At 59.2% G+C, this 18952-nt stretch carries 17 protein-coding genes and 1 tRNA gene; 14 read left to right on the top strand and 4 right to left on the bottom strand.

Annotated features, from left to right (window positions below):
• Positions 1-72 precede the first annotated feature (72 nt).
• The 5 genes from ACR0IU_RS18880 to cobT all read left to right on the top strand — a co-directional run bounded on the left by ACR0IU_RS18880 (position 73) and on the right by cobT (position 8613).
• Positions 73-1548, top strand: a complete 1476-nt coding sequence (locus ACR0IU_RS18880) for a Y-family DNA polymerase (protein ID WP_480717315.1) — start codon at positions 73-75, stop codon at positions 1546-1548.
• Positions 1545-4892: an error-prone DNA polymerase gene (locus tag ACR0IU_RS18875; RefSeq protein ID WP_480717314.1), complete on the top strand. Its 3348-nt coding sequence runs from the start codon at positions 1545-1547 to the stop codon at positions 4890-4892. The genes ACR0IU_RS18880 and ACR0IU_RS18875 overlap by 4 nt, the downstream gene beginning before the upstream one ends.
• Positions 4893-5037: 145 nt before the next feature.
• The gene (gene cobS / locus ACR0IU_RS18870) at positions 5038-6024 is read left to right on the top strand and encodes a cobaltochelatase subunit CobS (RefSeq protein ID WP_010437533.1); all 987 of its coding nucleotides are present in this window, start codon (positions 5038-5040) and stop codon (positions 6022-6024) included.
• A gap of 13 nt (positions 6025-6037) precedes the next feature.
• The gene (locus tag ACR0IU_RS18865; RefSeq protein WP_480717313.1) at positions 6038-6739 is read left to right on the top strand and encodes an aspartate/glutamate racemase family protein; all 702 of its coding nucleotides are present in this window, start codon (positions 6038-6040) and stop codon (positions 6737-6739) included.
• The gene (cobT, locus tag ACR0IU_RS18860; protein WP_480717312.1) at positions 6736-8613 is read left to right on the top strand and encodes a cobaltochelatase subunit CobT; all 1878 of its coding nucleotides are present in this window, start codon (positions 6736-6738) and stop codon (positions 8611-8613) included. The genes ACR0IU_RS18865 and cobT overlap by 4 nt, the downstream gene beginning before the upstream one ends.
• Here cobT and ACR0IU_RS18855 read toward each other — a convergent pair.
• Positions 8610-8771 carry a hypothetical protein gene (locus ACR0IU_RS18855; protein ID WP_480717311.1) on the bottom strand — a complete coding sequence of 54 codons (162 nt, stop codon included), beginning with the start codon at positions 8769-8771 and terminating at the stop codon, positions 8610-8612. The genes cobT and ACR0IU_RS18855 overlap by 4 nt on opposite strands.
• A 139-nt stretch (positions 8772-8910) precedes the next feature.
• On the opposite strand from ACR0IU_RS18855, the gene ACR0IU_RS18850 reads away from it, so the two are divergent.
• From ACR0IU_RS18850 to ACR0IU_RS18810, 9 genes are all read left to right on the top strand, one after another.
• Positions 8911-10083 (top strand): alpha/beta hydrolase, encoded by a 1173-nt coding sequence (locus ACR0IU_RS18850; RefSeq protein WP_480457264.1) that lies wholly within the window; start codon positions 8911-8913, stop codon positions 10081-10083.
• A 71-nt stretch (positions 10084-10154) separates the two neighbouring features.
• Entirely contained in the window at positions 10155-11945 is a 1791-nt protein-coding gene (locus ACR0IU_RS18845) for an aminopeptidase P family protein (RefSeq protein ID WP_480717310.1), read from the top strand.
• Between the two features lie 63 nt (positions 11946-12008).
• Complete coding sequence (locus ACR0IU_RS18840; protein WP_480717309.1) at positions 12009-12353, top strand: DUF427 domain-containing protein; 345 nt, start codon at positions 12009-12011, stop codon at positions 12351-12353.
• Between the two features lie 292 nt (positions 12354-12645).
• On the top strand, positions 12646-13521 hold the full coding sequence (locus tag ACR0IU_RS18835; RefSeq protein ID WP_480717308.1) for a carbon-nitrogen hydrolase family protein: 876 nt from the start codon (positions 12646-12648) through the stop codon (positions 13519-13521).
• Positions 13522-13611: 90 nt separating this feature from the next.
• On the top strand, positions 13612-13830 hold the full coding sequence (gene infA, locus ACR0IU_RS18830) for a translation initiation factor IF-1 (RefSeq protein WP_005978431.1): 219 nt from the start codon (positions 13612-13614) through the stop codon (positions 13828-13830).
• Between the two features lie 10 nt (positions 13831-13840).
• Complete coding sequence (locus ACR0IU_RS18825) at positions 13841-14419, top strand: Maf family protein (protein WP_480457260.1); 579 nt, start codon at positions 13841-13843, stop codon at positions 14417-14419.
• A complete protein-coding gene (locus ACR0IU_RS18820) occupies positions 14416-15438 on the top strand; it encodes a ribonuclease E/G (protein ID WP_480717307.1) in 1023 nt (340 codons plus the stop codon). Before ACR0IU_RS18825 ends, ACR0IU_RS18820 begins: the two co-directional genes overlap by 4 nt.
• Positions 15435-15617, top strand: a complete 183-nt coding sequence (locus ACR0IU_RS18815) for a DNA gyrase inhibitor YacG (RefSeq protein WP_170475659.1) — start codon at positions 15435-15437, stop codon at positions 15615-15617. The genes ACR0IU_RS18820 and ACR0IU_RS18815 overlap by 4 nt, the downstream gene beginning before the upstream one ends.
• 79 nt (positions 15618-15696) lie before the next feature.
• Positions 15697-15771, top strand: a tRNA-Phe gene (locus tag ACR0IU_RS18810).
• Positions 15772-16078: 307 nt separating this feature from the next.
• On the opposite strand, the gene ACR0IU_RS18805 is transcribed toward ACR0IU_RS18810, so the two are convergent.
• Genes ACR0IU_RS18805 through ACR0IU_RS18795 form a run of 3 tightly spaced genes read right to left on the bottom strand, consistent with a single transcriptional unit; the run spans position 16079 to position 18893 of the window.
• Complete coding sequence (locus ACR0IU_RS18805; protein ID WP_480717306.1) at positions 16079-16858, bottom strand: IclR family transcriptional regulator; 780 nt, start codon at positions 16856-16858, stop codon at positions 16079-16081.
• Positions 16859-16869: 11 nt separating this feature from the next.
• Positions 16870-18228 (bottom strand): TRAP transporter large permease, encoded by a 1359-nt coding sequence (locus ACR0IU_RS18800; protein ID WP_480717305.1) that lies wholly within the window; start codon positions 18226-18228, stop codon positions 16870-16872.
• Entirely contained in the window at positions 18228-18893 is a 666-nt protein-coding gene (locus ACR0IU_RS18795; RefSeq protein ID WP_319546399.1) for a TRAP transporter small permease, read from the bottom strand. The genes ACR0IU_RS18800 and ACR0IU_RS18795 overlap by 1 nt, the downstream gene beginning before the upstream one ends.
• Positions 18894-18952: the final 59 nt, after the last annotated feature.

Raw genomic sequence — 18952 nt, 5'->3', positions numbered from 1 at the left:
TGGCCCTCAAGGACTCGACTCATTGAGGGTCAAGAACATATAAGAACAAATGTAGAACATTTGGGGGTTTATATGTTCGGCGGGATGCAGCGCCGCATCGTTTCACTCTGGTTTCCCCGGCTGGCAAGCGACCGGGCTTTGCGCCTGCGCCCGGTCGATGGCCCGTTTGTTCTGACGCTGAAACAGAATAATGCAAACCGGGTGTATTGCCTGAACACGCAGGCACAGCGGCAAGGCCTGCACAGCGGCATGCCCTATTCCGATGCCCGCGCCTTTTGCCCCGATCTGCAAAGTCACCCCGCCGACCCGCAAGGGGATCAGCGGTTTCTGCACGCCCTGCGCCGCTGGGCCACGCGCTATTGCCCCTGGGTCGGGCTCGAGGGTGAGGATGGGCTGGTTCTGGACATCACCGGATCAACTCATCTTGCAGGCGGGGAAGAGATGATGCTGACGGATATGCGCAGGCGTCTGGCCCGGGCCGGGCTTGCGGTGCAGATCGGTCTGGCCCCGACACGCGGTGCGGCGTGGGCCTTGGCGCATTATGGCGAGGGGGTCGCGACCCAAGATACGCTGAAGGCCATCCGCGCCCTGCCGGTGGCGGCGCTGCGGCTGGATGAGGATACCTCGGTCGCGCTGCAACGGCTGGGCCTGCGCCGGATTGGCGAGCTGGCGCAAACCCCGCGCGCGCCGCTGACACGCCGGTTTGGCCCCGAGGTGCTGATGCGGCTGGATCAAGCGCTGGGGGATCAGCCCGAACAGATCACGCCGCTGGCCGATCCGCCCCATTACGGTGTGCGCATGACCCTGCCCGAGCCCATTGGCCTGCTGTCTGACATGATGGCCGGGGCGGAACGGTTACTGGAACGGCTCTGCGACAAGCTGAAAGCGCAGGAAATGGGCGCGCGCAAGCTGTGCATGACCTTGCGCCGTGTGGATCAGGACCATCAGCAGGTCGAGCTGCGCCTGGCCCGCCCTTTGCGTGACCCGTATCGCATCCTGCCCCTGTTCGAACGTGGATTGGCCGAGGTGGATGCAGGCTTTGGTGTCGATCAACTGCGGCTGGAGGCCACGCTGGTGGAACCCCTGCCAGTGCGCCAGATCAGCCGCGCCGCAAGCCGGGGCAAAGATCAACTGGATGACCTGATCACCCGCATCGGCACCCGGATCGGGCTGGAACAGGTCCACCGCCTGCTGCCCGCGCAAAGCCATATCCCCGAACGCAGCTTTATCATCTCGCCCGCCGCCTATTCCGACCCTGCAGGCGGGTGGGTCGCAATACGCCCCCGCCCCCTGCAACTGTTTCCGCCGGAACCCATCGCCGGATCAGGCCCGCACCCGCCGCGCCGCTTTCGCTGGCGGCGCATGTCACTGACCACAGGCCGCTCAACCGGCCCCGAACGCATCTGCCCCGAATGGTGGCTGGAAGATGAGAACTGGCGCACGGGCTTGCGCGATTACTGGCAGGTCGAAACCCGGCAGGGGCGGCGGTTGTGGCTGTATTACACGCCGCAAAATCCGGGATGGTTCGTGCATGGGGAATTCGCATGAGCAAACCGAACCCGCCCAGCTCACACGCGCAGGACCCCGGCTATGCCGAGCTGGGCGTGACCACAAATTTCACCTTCCTGACCGGAGCCTCGCACCCCGAAGAGCTGGTGACCCGCGCGGCAGAGCTGGGCCTGAAGGCCATCGCGATCACCGACCGGAACTCCTTGGCCGGGGTGGTCCGGGGCTGGAGCGCGTTGAAAGAACTGCGGCGCGAGGCGGAAGGCGCGGTTCAAATCCGCTCGCAACACCGGCTCGATTCCTCGTCCCGGCAAGAGGTCGGGCATGTGCAGCCGATCGATAAACCGGATGTGCCCGCCCTGCCTAAGCTGATCGTTGGCTGCCGTCTGGTTCTGCGCGACAGCGCGGTGCACTGGCTGGCCCTGCCCCGCGACCGCGCAGCCTATCAGCGACTGACCCGGCTGCTGACGCTGGGCAAACGACGGGCCGAGAAAGGGGAATGCCATCTGGACCTGAAAGACATGCTGGCGGCCTGTCAGGGGATGATCCTGATCGCGCTGCCTCAGGCCGGGTTGAAACAGGCCATCCCCGATATTCAGACCGTCCGGCGGCAGTTCCCCAATTCGGTCTTTCTGGGGGCCGTGCCCCGTTATGACGGCAGTGATCGGGCCTATCTGGCGGCCTGTGCGCAGGCAGCTCTGCCGGCCTCGGCCCCGATGGTGGCGGTGGGCGATGTGCTGATGCACCGTGGCAACCGTCGCCAATTGGCCGATGTGCTGACCTGTATGCGCGAGCACATCACGATTGACCAGATCGGCACCCGCGCCCTGCCCAATGCCGAACGGCGGCTGAAAGGCTATGCGGATATGGCCCGGCTGTTTCAGGATCACCCCGGCGCGCTGCGCCGCACGTTGGAAATCGCCGACCGCTGCAGCTTTGACCTGAGCGAGCTGTCTTACGAATACCCAGACGAGATCGCCAGCACTGAAACCCCGCTGGCGCGGCTAGAACGTCTGGCGCGCGAGGGGTTGAAACGGCGCTATCCCGATGGCCCGACCGAGAGGGCCATCAGCCTGATGAAAAAGGAACTGGCCCTGGTCGCCGATCTGGATTTCCCGGCCTATTTCCTGACCGTGCATGACATTGTGCAATTCGCCCGCTCGCAGGGCATTCTGTGCCAGGGGCGCGGATCAGCCGCCAATTCGATCCTGTGTTATCTGCTGGGCATCACCGATGTCAGCCCCGACATGATCGCCATGGTGTTCGAGCGTTTTGTCTCGAAATACCGAGGCGAGCCGCCGGATATCGATGTGGATTTCGAACACGAGCGGCGCGAAGAGGTGATCCAGTGGATTTATGAGAAATATGGCCGCCACCGCGCGGGCCTCTGTGCCACGGTCATCCATTTCCGATCCCGCGCGGCAATCCGCGAGGTGGGCAAGGTGATGGGCCTGTCTCAGGACGTCACCGCAGGTCTGTCCGGCCAGATCTGGGGGATGAGCAATGGCGGCGTTGACGCCGAAAGGCTGCAGGAACTGGGCCTCGACCTCAAAGACCGGCGGCTGATGCAGACGGTCCGCCTGATTGGCGAGATCATCGGCTTTCCGCGCCACCTGTCGCAGCATGTGGGCGGGTTCGTCATCACCAAAGGACGGCTGGATGAGCTATGCCCGATCGAAAACGCCGCTATGGAAGACCGCACCGTGATCGAGTGGGACAAGGATGACATCGATGCGCTTGGCATTCTGAAGGTGGATATATTGGGGCTGGGGATGCTCAGCTGCATCCGCAAGGCGTTTGACCTGATGCAGCAACACAACAGCGAAACCCTCAGCATCGCCACCGTCCCGCAAGAGGACACGGCGACCTATGACATGCTGTGCGCCGCTGATGCGGTGGGCGTGTTTCAGGTCGAAAGCCGGGCGCAGATGAATTTCCTGCCCCGGATGCGACCGCGTGAATTCTACGATCTGGTGATTGAGGTTGCCATCGTCCGCCCCGGCCCCATTCAGGGCGATATGGTGCAGCCCTATATCCGGCGGCGCAACGGGCTGGAAAAATCCGAGCCCTTCGGCCCTGCCTTGGAAGAGGTGACACGGCGCACGCTGGGCGTGCCGCTGTTTCAGGAACAGGCCCTGCAAATCGCCGTGGTAGGCGCAGGTTTTTCGGCGGAAGAGGCCGACCACCTGCGCCGCTCCTTGGCCTCGTTCCGGCGCATGGGGACGATTGGCACATATCGTGACAAGTTCATCGCGGGGATGCTGAACAATGGCTATACGCCCGAGGTCGCCGACCGCTGCTTTGGCCAGATCGAAGGCTTTGCCGATTACGGCTTTCCCGAAAGCCACGCGGCGGCTTTTGCGATGCTCGCCTATGTCTCGGCCTGGATGAAATGCCACCACCCGGCGATCTTTGCCTGCGCGCTGTTGAATTCGCAACCCATGGGGTTTTACGCCCCGGCCCAGATCGCGCGGGACGCGCGCGAGCATGGGGTCGAGATCCGCCCGGTCTGCGTTAACACCTCGACCTGGGACAATCTGCTGGAACGCCGCGCCGACGGGGCGCTGGCCCTGCGGCTGGGTTTTCGCCAGATCAAAGGGTTCAAGCAGGAGGATGCGGATTGGATCGTGGCCGCGCGGGGTAATGGGTATCCGGACCCCGAAACGCTGTGGTTGCGGGCCGGGCTGCGCCCCGATGTTCTGACGCGTCTGGCCGAGGCGGATGCGTTTTCCGGCATGGACCTGACCCGGCGCGACGCCCTGTGGCATGTCAAAGCCATCCGCAGCCGAACCGCTCTGCCGCTGTTCAATGACCCCATCGATGGCGAAAGCATCAACGAGCCACCGGTGAACCTGCCGGTCATGCATCTGGGCGAGGAAGTGGTCGAGGATTACGTCTCGACCCGTCTGACCCTGCGCTCGCACCCGATGGAGCTGTTGCGCCCATCCATCCCCGGCCTTGTGCCGCATGCCACGCTGCAGGACATCCCGTTGGGCCGTTACAGCGTCTGCGGGCTGGTGATTACGCGCCAGCGGCCGGGAACCGCCTCGGGCGTGATCTTTCTGACGCTTGAAGATGAAACCGGGGTCAGCAATGTGGTTGTCTGGCCCAAGGTCTATGAACGGTTTCGCCGCATCGTGATGGGCGGGCGGTTGCTGCAGGTCCGCGGGTATCTGCAGCGCGAGGGGATCGTCGTGCATCTGATCGCGCAGGAAATCACCGATATGTCGCATAAACTGTCCGAGCTTGGGCATCCGCTGGATGAGGCCATCGGCATCACCCAACCGCAAGCGGATGACACCCCGCGCCCCCGGCAGAACGGCCCAAGCGCCCGCCATCCGCGCGAACAGGCCAAGCGTCTGTTCCCAAGCCGGGATTTTCACTAGAACCCGCGCCATCATAAGGCCAGTTTCAAAGAAACATCCGGCTAGCGTGATCCGGTCACCTCTTTCCCTTGCCCTTGCCCGCAATATGTTGCACCACACACGGGTTCAAACCCGGTGAACGGGCCAAAGGATAAGGACAAGGCGCATGGCTGACGGATCGATCGACATCAACGCAAAACCCACCGAGGACATTTCGGTTCGCGAGGTGTTTGGCATTGACAGCGATATGGCAGTCAAAGGCTTTGCCGAGCGCAGCGACCGCGTGCCGGTCATCGACCCGACCTACAAGTTCGACCCCGAAACCACATTGGCGATTCTTGCCGGCTTTACCCATAACCGCCGGGTGATGATTCAGGGCTATCACGGCACCGGGAAATCGACCCATATCGAACAGGTCGCTGCCCGTCTGAACTGGCCCGCCGTTCGTGTGAACCTCGACAGCCATATCAGCCGGATCGACCTGATCGGTAAGGACGCGATCAAACTGCGCGACGGCAAGCAGGTCACCGAATTCCACGAAGGCATCCTGCCCTGGGCTCTGCGCAACCCGGTTGCAATCGTATTCGACGAATACGACGCGGGCCGTGCGGATGTGATGTTCGTGATTCAACGAGTGCTGGAGCATGACGGCAAGCTGACCTTGCTGGACCAGAACGAGATCATTACGCCGAACCCGAACTTCCGCCTGTTTGCGACTGCAAACACCGTGGGTCTGGGCGACACCACCGGCCTCTATCACGGCACGCAGCAGATCAACCAGGCGCAAATGGACCGCTGGTCTCTGGTCTCGACGCTAAACTACCTCAGCCACGATGCCGAGACGATGATCGTGCTGTCAAAAGCCCCGCATTACAACACTGCCGAAGGCCGCAAGACCGTCAGCCAGATGGTTACCGTCGCTGACCTGACCCGGACCGCCTTCATGAACGGCGATCTGTCCACCGTGATGAGCCCGCGGACCGTGATCAACTGGGCCCAAAACGCCGAGATTTTCCGCAACATCGGCTATGCCTTCCGCCTGTCCTTCCTGAACAAATGCGACGAACTGGAACGCCAGACCGTAGCTGAGTTCTATCAGCGTTGTTTTGATGAGGAACTGCCGGAAAGCGCGGCGAGCGCCAGCCTGGGGTGACAGGGGGGCCGCCATGCATATCGGATTGATTGGCGGGATCGGTGTTGCTGCAACGGTGGTTTATTATCAGCGGCTGAGTGCGGCGATGGCGGCGCGTGGAAAGCCGATGGAACTGACCATCGTGCATGCGGATGTGCAGGAATTGATCCGCAACAATCTGGCGGACGAACGGGATGCACAGGCGCAGGTCTACGCAGGGCTCATTGATCGCCTGAAGGCGGCAGGTGCGGATTGTGCAGCAATCACGTCGCTGGGTGGGCATTTCTGCTATGATGAAACCGTGCCATTGTCTTCGTTGCCCCTTGTTTCGGCTTTAAAGCCTCTGGATGCGCATTTCGCCTCGCAGGGGTTTGGCACTGTTGGGCTGCTGGGAACGCGTGTTGTGATGCAGACCAAACTTTATGGTCAGCTTGGGCAGACCCGGGCGGTTGTGTTGGAAGATGAGATCGAAGTGCTGGGACAAACCTATCAGGATATGGCCGTTGCCGGGGTTTGCTCCAATCAGGATCGCGCGCTGTTTCTGGACGCAGGTCGCCGTATGATGGATGATTTGAATGCCGATGCCATCGTTTTGGCCGGGACAGATCTGAACCTCGCCTTTGACGGGCGAGATCCCGGCTATAGAGTTGTTGATGCGCTGGATGTGCATGTGGAGATGCTGGCGCGTCTGGCAAGTGATGAAATGACGCTTGAAGAAGCAGGGGCGGACAGATGAGTAAACCAAACGACAACCCTGCTGATCCGTTCAAGAAGGCGCTGGCCGAAGCCACTAAAGTCATGGCCGATGACCCCGAATTGTCGGTAAGTTACACAGTCGACCCCTCTGGCCTATCGGGCGAGTCGATGCGGTTGCCGCAGGTGTCGCGCCGGATGACACGCGAAGAGGTTCTGTTGGCGCGCGGCACGGCAGATGCTCTGGCATTGCAGCGTAAGTACCACGACGACGCGACCCATGCGCGTTATGCGCCTCCGGGCGATATGGCGCGTGATCTCTATGAGGCGATGGAGACCGCCCGCTGCGAAGCGATGGGCGCGCGCGATATGCCCGGTACCGCATCGAATATCGACGTTAAGATCGGGCAAGAGGCGATCCGGCGTGGCTATGACCAGTGCAAGCAGCCCGCGGATGCGCCATTGGCTGTGGCGGCGGGCTATCTGATTCGGCATCTGGCCACCGGGCGCGACATGCCGCCTGCCGCCGAGAATGTCATGAACCTATGGCGCGGCTTCATCGAAGAGCAAGCCGGCGGGACGCTGGAGAACCTTGACGAAATCCTCTCGGATCAGGCCGAGTTCGCCAAGTTCGCCCGCCAGATGATCAAGGATCTGGGATATGGCGACCAGCTGGGCGAAGACCCTGATGAGCTGGACGACGAGCAGGAAGATCAGGCCGAGGAAGACGCCGAAGAACAGCCCGATCCCGACAGCACCGGCCAGGATGATCAGGACGAACAGGACGCCGACGCAACCCCTGAGCAAACTCAGGAGGAACAGCAGGACCAATCTCAGGCCCAGGTCTCGATGGACGAAATGGCCGAGGATGAGATGGGCGATGAGGCTGAAATGCCCGAAGGCGAGGCCCCGCTGGAGCCACCTGCCCCGCCCCCTGCGTCAGAGGCTGATCCGGATTACAAGGTCTATCTGAACACCCATGATGAAGAAATCGCGGCTGAAGATTTGGCAGAACCAGCCGAACTGGAACGGTTGCGCGCCTATCTGGACCAGCAACTGGAACCGCTGAAGGGTGCGGTGAGCCGTCTGGCCAACAAGTTGCAGCGCCGCTTGCAGGCACAGCAGAACCGGTCTTGGGAGTTTGACCGCGAAGAAGGCATTCTGGACGCGGGACGTCTGGCGCGTGTCGTGGCCAACCCGACCACGCCGCTAAGCTTCAAGGTCGAAAAAGATACCGAGTTCCGCGACACAGTGGTGACGCTGCTGCTGGACAATTCGGGCTCGATGCGCGGGCGTCCGATATCGATCGCCGCAATTTGCGCCGATGTTCTGGCCCGCACGCTGGAACGGTGCAACGTGAAGGTTGAAATTCTGGGCTTCACCACCCGCGCGTGGAAAGGCGGCCAGGCGCGTGAGGCATGGCTGAACGATGGCCGCCCGCAGCAACCAGGGCGACTGAACGATCTGCGCCACATCATCTACAAGGGTGCCGATGCTCCGTGGCGGCGCGCGCGGCCCAATCTGGGTCTGATGATGAAAGAGGGCTTGCTGAAGGAAAACATCGACGGTGAGGCGCTGGAATGGGCGCATCGCCGGATGCTGGCCCGGCGCGAGGCCCGCAAGATCCTGATGGTGATTTCCGATGGCGCGCCTGTCGATGATTCCACCCTCAGCGTGAACCCGGCAAACTATCTTGAAAAGCACCTGCGCGACGTGATCGCCATGGTCGAAAAACGCAAGATGGTGGAACTGCTGGCCATCGGCATCGGCCACGACGTGACACGGTATTACGACCGCGCCGTGACCATCACCGATGTGGAACAACTGGCCGGGGCAATGACCGAGCAATTGGCGGCGCTGTTCGACAGCGATCCGAGGGCGCGGGCGCGTGTCATGGGGATGAAGCGGGCCAGCTAAGCCCGCCGCTCCTGCGCCGTCAGGCAAAGCATCAGATTTACCAGCCAATTGGGCATGGGTATTGCCTTGCCCAAGGGTTCAGCGCGCGGGTGGCTGCAGCCTGGCCGGTGACGGACAGCCGTGTAGCGCAGTAACGCGGTATCGAAGGGAAGCATCATCTGTATCTCCTGTCTGTTGCTTCCAATGTGGTCACTATGCCGCGCGCCTGCTTGAAGGCGATCCTGAGAAACCCCCGAGAATTCCTTGGGATAATCATTGAAACTTGAGGCCTGCGCCGAAACAGAGTGTATTCAGCCCATGCGATATGAGTTTGCAGACTGTGTTCTTGATGTGGACCGCCACGTATTGCTGCGAGGCGGCGAGACCGTGCGGGTAGAACCGCAGGTCTTTGATCTGCTAGAATTGCTGGCTGAAAGCCCCGGTAAACTGGTTGTTCGAGAGGAGATCATTGATCGGGTCTGGAACGGCCGGTTTGTCTCGGATTCAACGATCAGTGCACGCATTGCGGCAGCCCGTCGCGCCGTTGGCGATGATGGCAAGTCACAACGGATCATCCGAACAATCGTTCGGCGCGGATTGCAGATGACTGCCGAGGTCAAAAGCGACGCTGGTTCAAACTCGGACGAGAACAGCCAGACCCAAAAATTGCGTTATGCCCAAGGCAACGATGGACGACCAATCCCCTACGCGCTCTCGGGCAGTGGTCACCCCGTTCTTCGCATCGGCTCGGTCATTCATGATCTGGAAGCCGAATGGCGCTTGTCCTCTGAACGCACCCGGTTGATGGATATGGCCAAGCAATTCCGCCTGCTGCGCTACAACAAGGATCACGGAGTAAGCTCCAACTCGGACCATCAAGCCGTCTTTGACCTCAGGATCCAGGAAATTCTGGCCGTGACCAATGCCGCCGGGTTCGAGCGTTTCTCGATCATCGGCGAGTTTGGGGGAACCTTCCCTGCCCTGCATTTTGCAGCGCGGCATCCGGATCGAGTTGATAAGCTGGTGATCGCTGGCGGCTGGGCCGAAGGGCGAGACCACCGGGGTGATACGAAACAACCCGATTCGATCCGAACACTCATTGCAGAAGGTTGGCAAACACCGGGCGGCGGATACGCAATCGGCTCAACGCTCAGTTACTTTCCCGACGGTCCGCTCGATGATGTTCGGCACATGGTGCAAGAGATGCAGGCGCTTTATTCGCGTGAGCAAAAGCTTTTGTATCGAGACATCGGAAACAGCACATCCGCCCTGCATTTGCTATCCGAGGTCACTTGCCCAACCCTGATCCTGCACGGACGCCACACCGAAGTTCACCCTCTGACCGAGGCACGAAAACTGGCTGCAGGTATTCCAAATGCCTCGCTTGTTATCCTTGAAACCGCCAATCAAATTCCGCTGCCCGGAAACCCCGCCTACGAGATCTACATGCAAAGCCTCATCGAATTTCTTGGAGCGACTTCGCAAAGCTGATCTGGCGCTGGACATTCTTTGGCGCAGCCCTCAGGTTTCACCGCATCCAAATCCACCCGAAGAGGCCGCCCATGTTCCAAAGTTTCGAAGTGACCGCCCGCCCGGAACAAGGCCCCCCGCGACTGGCGGCCCTGCGCGAAGAATTGGCGCGCGAAGGTTTGCAGGGTTTTTTGGTCCCCCGTGCAGATGCGCATCAGGGGGAATATGTGGCCCCTCGGGATGAACGTCTGTCCTGGCTCACCGGATTCACGGGGTCTGCCGGATTTTGTGCGGCACTCACGGATGTTGCGGGGGTCTTCATTGATGGACGTTATCGCACGCAGGTGAAAGCGCAGGTCGCTGAAGACTATACGCCGGTCCCGTGGCCCGATGTCAGCCTGAGCGCATGGTTGAAAGAACAGCTACCAAATGGCGGCAAGGTCGGGTTTGACCCATGGCTTCACGCGGCTGGCCAGATTTCATCTGCACAGAAAGAGCTTGAGGGCAGCGGGGTCGAGCTGCTGCGCAGCGATAACCTCGTAGATCGGGTTTGGGCAGATCAACCCGCCCCTCCCATGAACCCAGTCAGAGTGCATCCGATTGAATTTGCGGGTGAAAGCGCCGAAGACAAGATCAAACGCCTCGCCGCCGAATTGCAGAATGCGGGGCACGCGGCAGCGGTGATCACCCTCCCGGATTCGATCATGTGGCTGCTGAACATTCGGGGTTCGGACATCGCGTATAATCCGGTGGCGCATGGGTTCGCCATCTTGCACAGCGATGGCCGCCTTGACCTGTTCATGGCCGCCGCCAAACTGACCGGGTTGCAGGACCACCTGGGCGATCAGGTAACCCAACACGAACCCGATGCGTTTCTGGAAGCCGTTGGGGCACTTGAAGGCAAGGTGCAGGTCGATCCGGGCACCGTTCCGCACATCGTGGCTGATGCGCTGGGGGACAGGATGGCGGGCGGCGGTGATCCCTGCGCCCTGCCTAAGGCGCGCAAGAATCCGGCCGAAATCGCTGGCACGGCCGAGGCGCATCTGCGCGATGCGGTGGCCGTGGTCGAACTGCTCTGCTGGCTCGATGCGCAGGCACCCGGCACCCTGACCGAGACCCAAGTGGTCACCAAGCTGGAAGAAAGCCGCCGCCGCGACAACGCCCTGCAGGATATCTCGTTCGACACCATCGCAGGCACCGGCCCAAACGGGGCCATCATGCATTACCGCGTGACCGAGGAAACCGACAGCGCGCTGGAAAACGGTCACCTGCTGGTACTGGATAGCGGCGGGCAATATCTGGACGGCACAACCGACATCACCCGCACGATTGCAATCGGCGATGTGGGGGATGAGGAAAAGAAGTGTTTCACTCGCGTCCTCAAAGGCATGATCGCCATGTCCATGCTCCGCTGGCCCGTCGGCCTAGCCGGGCGCGACATCGAGTGTGTCGCGCGGTTGCCCCTGTGGCTGGCCGGGCAGGATTTCAACCACGGGGTCGGACATGGGGTCGGCACTTATCTCAGCGTCCACGAAGGCCCTCAGCGCCTGTCGCGGGTCAGCCACGTCCCGCTTGAGCCGGGCATGATCCTGTCGAACGAACCGGGTTATTACCGCGAGGGTGCCTTTGGCATCCGTCTGGAAAACCTCGTCGTCGTGGAAGACGCCCCCGCCCTGCCCGGCGGTGACGACGAACGTGCCATGCTGAACTGGCGCACGCTGACCTATGTACCGATTGACCGCCGCCTGATCGTGGTCGACATGCTGACACGCGAGGAACGCGCCTGGCTGAACGCCTATCATGGCGAGGTCACGGAAAAAATCCGGCCAAGGCTGGGCGACGCCGCCCAACTGTGGTTGGATGCCGCAACTGCGCCGGTTTGACACCGGGATGTTACATGGATTGGGCAGCGGAGAAGCCCCGAACCGACAAGGGAAGGAACAGGAATGACAGACACCATCACAATTCGCAAAGCGCCGGGTAAATGGAGCGTGCGTTCAGGCGGCGCAATTCTAGGTGAAACCACAGCTGCGATGGAATTGCTTGAGGGTGATAAAGACCCGGTCATCTATTTCCCGCGCACGGATATCGCTATGGCTTTTCTGGATCGCACCGACAAAGTTACCCAATGCGAAGGCAAGGGGGAGGCCACGCATTTCTCGATCGTGAACAAATCATCGGTCACTAAAAACGCGGCGTGGAGCTATGAGAACCCACTCGATACCATCGCCGAAATTAAGAACCATCTGGCGTTTTATCCCGAAGACTCGGTCAAAGTTGAACGAATTTAGGTTCAAAATTTGCCTTTACTTTACAATTGATGTGTTCGATGCCCACCAAAGCTGACTGTCCACTCCATCTTGGTGCCAAGATCAAGCGTACTCGAAGATAGCCAGAGCATCGATATTCTTGCTCGTGGAATGTTGGCGGCCGGTTCTACGATCTAGTAGGGAATGCTTTGGTCCGGATCTGGCCTCGAGGCTCCTGAGGTTTGATGATCCGTAACGAGCAACATAATGCTTGTATTGGTCCGCCGTAATTTGCGGCCCAGAGATCCGACACGCTGCAAAACGGGGAAAATGAATGAAAATCGCAACTGCTGCTTACAACCTGAATTGGCTCGACAGTTGGGCGCAATATGAAGACAAAGTTGAGGCGTGGGTTTCCGAAGCCGTAAGTCATGGTTCCAATCTTCTCGTGTTCCCCGAGTATGGTGCGATGGAGTTGTCGACACTCGATGGTCCCAAGGTGGCAGGTAATCTTGAACGTTCTATCCACGCCGTTTCCGACCGGATGGAAGATGTACAAGACATACATTCCCGCCTGGCGATGACGTACAATGCATACATTCTGGGTGCGTCAGCCCCGGTGATCGACGGATCAGGCCGTCCAGTGAACCGCGCAGTCCTCTACGCGCCTGATGGTCGCCGCGACCATCAGGACAAGCAGATCATGACACGGTTTGAACGCGAGGTCTGGGACATCGCCCCAGGTGGTCCGTTGAAACTGTTCGATACCGCTTTGGGTAAAATCGGCGTTCTGATCTGCTATGACAGTGAGTTCCCGCTCTTGGGTCGCGCGCTGAGCGAGGCCGATCTAATCCTCGTTCCATCCTGCACCGAAGCCCTGTCCGGTTATTGGCGCGTACGGATCGGCGCCATGTCCCGCGCTCTTGAGAATCAATGCGTTACGGTAATGTCATCATTGGTTGGCGGCAATGAATGGTCTGAAGCGGTAGACATGAATACCGGTATGGGCGGCGTGTTTGGCCCGCCCGATATCGGGTTCCCGCCGACGGGTGTGCTTGCCGAGGGCACTTTGAATACACCCGTCTGGACCTATGCCGAGGTTGACCTTTCCGCAATCGCAAACGTCCGTGCAGACGGGCGCGTGTTGAACCGCACCCATTGGGCCGAGCAAGATGCCCGAGTCGATTCAGTCACAATATCACCTCTTTAGGTGACTTCACCCTTGAAATAAGGCCGGAATAGGCTCATTTAAGCGCACGAACTGCAGATTCTGCAGGTGCAACGTAATGATGGAGACAACATGGCCAAGGAAGATACGCTCGAATTTCCCGGTGTCGTGAAGGAACTCCTGCCTAATGCGACGTTTCGGGTCGAGCTGGAAAACGGCCATGAGATCATCGCACATACGGCAGGCAAGATGCGCAAGAACCGCATCCGTGTTCTGGCCGGCGACAAAGTTCAGGTCGAAATGACCCCTTATGATCTGACCAAGGGTCGGATCAACTACCGCTTCAAGTAACGCCCGACACATGGCGTTTATCCTCGGATCGGGCAGCCCAAGGCGGCTGGACCTGCTGGCGCAGCTTGGCGTTCAGCCCGATGCGATCCGTGCGCCGGATATCGATGAAACGCCGCTGAAAGGCGAGCTGCCAGCCCCCTATTGCGGCCGCATCACACGGCAAAAAGTTCAGGCTGTTCAGGCAGATAGTGATGATATCACCCTATGCGCCGACACAACGGTCGCACTGGGCCGCCGTATTCTTGGCAAACCCGAAGATGCAGGACAGGCTGCCGAATTTCTGCACGCACTATCCGGCCGACGCCATCGGGTGATCACCTCGGTCGCGGTGCGGCGCGGCGACAAAATTCTCCAGCGCGACGTGGTTTCTCAGGTCAAGGTGAAGCGGCTGTCAGATACCGAAATCAATGCCTATCTTGCGACGGATGACTGGCAGGGCAAGGCCGGAGCCTATGCAATTCAGGGCCCTGCTGGTGCTTTCATCCCATGGATTTCAGGCTCGTTCACCGGTATCGTCGGCCTGCCTTTGTCCGAAACTGCCGCACTGCTGCAAGGCATCGGCTATCCCCTATATCGCGAGGCATCATGAAGGGCCGTACCATCATTCTGGATCACATTCAGGGACACGAAGCTGCAGCCCTGATGGTAGATGGCATCCTCGACGATTTCCTTATCGCCGCAGATGCTCCGGCACCCGGCACGATCTACCGTGCCCGTGCGGATCGCCCGGTCAAAGGTCAGGGCGGCATGTTTCTGACCACCCCCGATGGCCCGATGTTTCTGAGACAGGTCAAAGGGTTGGTCCCCGGCGCGCTGCTTTTGGTGCAGGTGACTGGGTATGCCGAGCCCGGCAAAGCCATCCCCGTCACAAACCGCATCCTGTTCAAAAGCCGCTATGCAATCGTGACACCCGACGCTCCCGGCTTGAACATCTCGCGCCGTATCCGGGATGAAGATGTACGCGACCAACTGCTTGAAATCGCTCATGAACAGATGGGCGACAGCCCGCACGGCCTGATCTTACGCTCATGCTGCCAAGGAGCCGAGCCAGGTGAGATCGCTGAGGATATCTCGGCCATGCTTGCGCTGGCCGAGCAGGTGCTAAGTGACTCAGGCACAGAACCCGAATTGCTCAGTGCGGGCGATGGCCCACATATCCTGGCTTGGCGCGATTGGACGGATCCGGCCGAGGTCGTGACCGCATCTGGTGGTTTCGAAGACCATGGCGTGCTGGACGCGCTTGACACCGCACAGGGGATTTCCGAAGCGCTGCCCGGTGGGGGACACCTCTATATCCAACCGACCCGCGCCCTGGTTGCGGTTGATGTAAACACCGGTGCCGACACGTCTCTGGCCGCTGGGACCAAGGCTAACTTCGCCTGCGCCAAAACCCTGCCGCGCGCCCTACGCGTACGCGGGTTAGGCGGTCAAATCACCCTGGACCTCGCACCGATGCCCAAGAAAGACCGGAGAGGTTTCGAATCTGCCTTACGGTCGGCTTTCAAGTCCGATCCTGACGAGACAATCCTGGCCGGTTGGACACCCCTGGGACATTTCGAACTTCAGCGCAAACGTGGTCGTATCCCATTGACGGAGATCCTGAAATGAGCTGCCCCATCTGCGGAGAAAACACGCTGCAAGCCTTTCGCCCATTCTGCTCGAAACGCTGCGCGGATATCGATTTGGCAAAGTGGCTGAACGGCTCCTATGCGGTGCCATCGCAACGTGAAGAAGACGCCGAGACGACTTCGGAACCAACCGAAAGCCCCACGCCACGCCCGCATTGAAAAAATGTCAAAAAGCCTCTGGACACTGCCTGTGGCAAGTCATAGAAGGCCTCCACCCAATGGCAAACGCCATTCCCGTGCCCGGGTAGCTCAGGGGTAGAGCAGTGGATTGAAAATCCTCGTGTCGGTGGTTCGATTCCGCCCCCGGGCACCACTTCTATATCTAATTCTATATCTAACCCATTGTTCACTCACAGTTTACTTGTGGAAACAGTGAGGGCGTAGTTCATGGCATAGGACAAATCAGTGTATTTTTCGTTCACCAAGAACGGCATCTATAATTTTGCCGCGGGCTTGTTTTTGCGTAGATCGTATTGTGCTGGAATTTAACTTTTCAAGCTGAGTAAACGTCCACACTGGATTTTGATCACGCACGCATCGGCTTTCGATCAAAATTCCCCGAAACCAGCCGATAATTGAAGTTTTAGCTGCTCAGAATTGGTCGCCATCTCAGACCCTAATCACTCGTTCAATAGCGCCGAAAGTTCATCCGCCCCTTTTTGCAGAATTCCAAGAAACGACATTAGACTGTTGACGTCATGACGTTGGGTTGGGGCGTGAACTGAGAGTGTGCCAACCAACCTGCCCTGCCCGTCCAGAACGGGCACAGCAAGTGCCGTCATTCCGGCCATAAATTCCTCATCATCCGTGGAAAAACGATTCACGGCGATGTTTTGGATCTCTGCTCGCAAGACTTTGGGATCAGTCAGAGAACGTTCAGTATTTGGTTGCAGGTTTCCTGCTGAAAGGACACCATCCAACGTTTTCTGCCGCAGTGTGGACAGGTACATCTTGCCACTTGCGGTACAGTGAAAAGGTACTTGTGTACCGACAGGCAGCTGAATTCTTAGCGGCCACTTCGTTTCCACCCGGTCTAGATAGATCATACCTTCTCGGTCAGGGATGGCGAGATTGCAGGTCTCACCAACTTCCTCTGCAACGCTGCGTAAGATTGCCAATCGGGCCGTACGCAGGTGCTCAGAAGACATGGTATTGACCGAAAGCAGTCGTAACCGGCGCCCTGGGCCATAAGAACGCCCATCAAGATCGCGTTGCAGGAAGCCTTCGGTTTCTGCGGTATGCAGGAGGCGGTGGACGGTCGGCTTGGCTAGGCCAAGTGCCTCAACCAAATCTGAGGGTTTGACCGCAACACCACGTCGCACCACCTCCTCGAGGATCAGAAGGAGGCGCAGGTTGGTCGGGATTTGAGTTTCTTTGTCTTGTGTTTCCGTCTCTGCCATCCCGCAACAGTCTAGCTATTTGGCAGCAGGATCAAGGCCAGATCGGGCACAAGCGACACTAATATCCAGACCGAAAGAAGCGCTACCAGATAGGGCACAGTATACCGAAGCAACCGGAAATAGGGCACACCTGTCACTCCCGAGGCCACATAGAGGTTCAGCCCATAGGGCGGCGTGATGAACCCGATGGATGCCCCCACAAGGAATATCACTGAGAAATGGATTGGATCGATCCCAACAGAGGCCGCAATCGGTGCAAGGATCGGAGCCAGGATTATCGTGACAGGCAGGCTTTCCAGCACCATGCCCGAGAAGAATACGATCACCATCGATGTGAACAACACCGCGTAGTACCCGCCCATCGAGGTTACAAAATCCCCGATGGTTTGCTGCGCCCCTAGCAGAGACAGGATCTGCTGCATCACCACCGAAATGGCGATCAATGGCGCAAGGATGCCGGTGATCTGGGCCGAGCGGATCACGATGGAGGGTATTTCAGGTATCGTAAAACCTTCGACGACGAACATCTCAGCAAAGCTCTTTTCGGTTGGCAGTATGTCGTTCCGCGCGCCCATGAACCGGTTGATCGGATAGCTGACCAACCCTGCGATTACGCAAAAGCCGACCGTCACGCCTGCTGCCTCGGTCGGGGAGAACTTGCCGGTGTAGATGCCCCACAGAACCAAGCCAATGGCGAAAAAACCAAGCCATGCTCCAAATGCGGTCTTCAGCACCCGGTTCAATTGCAGCGGTATCAGATGACCCCAACCGTTCATGCGACAGATGATCCAGCACGCAAATTGCATACCAAAGACCATCAGCGCACCCGGAAGGATACCCGCGACGAACAGCTCGGAAATCGGCAGGTTCATCAAGAAGCCATAGACGATGAAGATAATCGACGGAGGGATGATAATCCCCACCGTTCCGCCCGCGGCAGCGGTCGCCGCGCTGAAGCGTTCGTCATAACCACCTTTGACCATCTCGGGATGAAGCATCGACCCGATGGTTGCAGTCGTTGCGGAGTTCGAACCTGAGATTGCGGCGAAAAGTCCACAAGCGCCCAGAGACGCCATGGCCAACCCCCCGCGTATCCAGCCCAAACAGGCATAGGCAAAATCGCTGAGCCTCCGGGCAATGCCGGACTTGTTGATCAGATCTCCGGTCAGGATAAAGAGCGGCATCGCCAGTAGGGCAAAGCCTTTGTTGAACACATTCAACAGTTCGGCACCCATGTTATCCAGCGTCAAACCAAGGACGAACGAGCAACCGATCACCCAATATCCGATGACCAAAAAAACAGGTACGCCCAGCATGAACAGAAACGTGACCCCAAGCGAGATCAGTGTAACCAAAGTTCCATCTGCCATCAGTCTGCTCCGATCACGGCCTGCTTGATCAGCGGCTCGCCTGTTTTCCAGTTGTGCAGATCGTCAGCGAGGTTCTGAAACACGCGTCCGACCATCAGAAAGAAAGACAGCGGCGCGGCCAGAAGGAACCACCACTGCATGATATTGTCAGTACCGAGTACGATCTGGAAATTGGACGCCGAAAGCGCGACCAGTCGCGTCGTCGTCACGATGACGATAACCGCGAAGATGAACCACAGCACCGCATCGAGGATCAGGCAGGCCAGTTGCCCGCCGCGCGGCATGGCGGTGCGAAACTCGCTAAAGCTCAGATGTGTGCGCAGGCGGACATTGTAGGACGCTCCGAACCACGCCATCACCATGAACAAAAGGGGGGGAATGGTGGTTGACCACGGCTCTTGGTCGTTGAACACAAACCGGTCGATCACGCCCCAGAAGATGATCAACGCAATCGCGAGGTAGGAATACACCATCACCGACCGTTCCAGATGGCGTTCGACAAAGGGCACTGCCCGATAAATCAGCATGATCACGAACCCGCCAATTGCCGAGACTACTGCGCCCAACACCCAAGTGGCGTCGGATTCGAGTGCAGATTGAATCTCGAACGAATCCTGGCTGAGAAAGGCGCTGAAAATCGCGCCGATGTCTGCCCAAAACGACATGAACTCCGTCCTCCCAGTCGGTGTGTATTAGAACCGGCCCGCTTGGGGCCGGTTCGTCT

It is taken from the genome of Ruegeria sp. CL5 (genome assembly GCF_056536485.1).
Note: the sequence above shows the minus strand (reverse complement) of the source record. Positions and strands in the feature narration are given on the sequence as shown.

What these genes read in the sequence shown, in the direction of transcription:
- ACR0IU_RS18880 (WP_480717315.1), top strand. Translation starts at nt 73, where the DNA reads ATGTTCGGCGGGATGCAGCGCCGCATCGTTTCACTCTGGTTTCCCCGG.
- ACR0IU_RS18875 (WP_480717314.1), top strand. Translation starts at nt 1,545, where the DNA reads ATGAGCAAACCGAACCCGCCCAGCTCACACGCGCAGGACCCCGGCTAT.
- cobS (WP_010437533.1), top strand. Translation starts at nt 5,038, where the DNA reads ATGGCTGACGGATCGATCGACATCAACGCAAAACCCACCGAGGACATT.
- ACR0IU_RS18865 (WP_480717313.1), top strand. Translation starts at nt 6,038, where the DNA reads ATGCATATCGGATTGATTGGCGGGATCGGTGTTGCTGCAACGGTGGTT.
- cobT (WP_480717312.1), top strand. Translation starts at nt 6,736, where the DNA reads ATGAGTAAACCAAACGACAACCCTGCTGATCCGTTCAAGAAGGCGCTG.
- ACR0IU_RS18855 (WP_480717311.1), bottom strand. Translation starts at nt 8,771, where the DNA reads ATGATGCTTCCCTTCGATACCGCGTTACTGCGCTACACGGCTGTCCGT.
- ACR0IU_RS18850 (WP_480457264.1), top strand. Translation starts at nt 8,911, where the DNA reads ATGCGATATGAGTTTGCAGACTGTGTTCTTGATGTGGACCGCCACGTA.
- ACR0IU_RS18845 (WP_480717310.1), top strand. Translation starts at nt 10,155, where the DNA reads ATGTTCCAAAGTTTCGAAGTGACCGCCCGCCCGGAACAAGGCCCCCCG.
- ACR0IU_RS18840 (WP_480717309.1), top strand. Translation starts at nt 12,009, where the DNA reads ATGACAGACACCATCACAATTCGCAAAGCGCCGGGTAAATGGAGCGTG.
- ACR0IU_RS18835 (WP_480717308.1), top strand. Translation starts at nt 12,646, where the DNA reads ATGAAAATCGCAACTGCTGCTTACAACCTGAATTGGCTCGACAGTTGG.
- infA (WP_005978431.1), top strand. Translation starts at nt 13,612, where the DNA reads ATGGCCAAGGAAGATACGCTCGAATTTCCCGGTGTCGTGAAGGAACTC.
- ACR0IU_RS18825 (WP_480457260.1), top strand. Translation starts at nt 13,841, where the DNA reads ATGGCGTTTATCCTCGGATCGGGCAGCCCAAGGCGGCTGGACCTGCTG.
- ACR0IU_RS18820 (WP_480717307.1), top strand. Translation starts at nt 14,416, where the DNA reads ATGAAGGGCCGTACCATCATTCTGGATCACATTCAGGGACACGAAGCT.
- ACR0IU_RS18815 (WP_170475659.1), top strand. Translation starts at nt 15,435, where the DNA reads ATGAGCTGCCCCATCTGCGGAGAAAACACGCTGCAAGCCTTTCGCCCA.
- ACR0IU_RS18805 (WP_480717306.1), bottom strand. Translation starts at nt 16,858, where the DNA reads ATGGCAGAGACGGAAACACAAGACAAAGAAACTCAAATCCCGACCAAC.
- ACR0IU_RS18800 (WP_480717305.1), bottom strand. Translation starts at nt 18,228, where the DNA reads ATGGCAGATGGAACTTTGGTTACACTGATCTCGCTTGGGGTCACGTTT.
- ACR0IU_RS18795 (WP_319546399.1), bottom strand. Translation starts at nt 18,893, where the DNA reads ATGTCGTTTTGGGCAGACATCGGCGCGATTTTCAGCGCCTTTCTCAGC.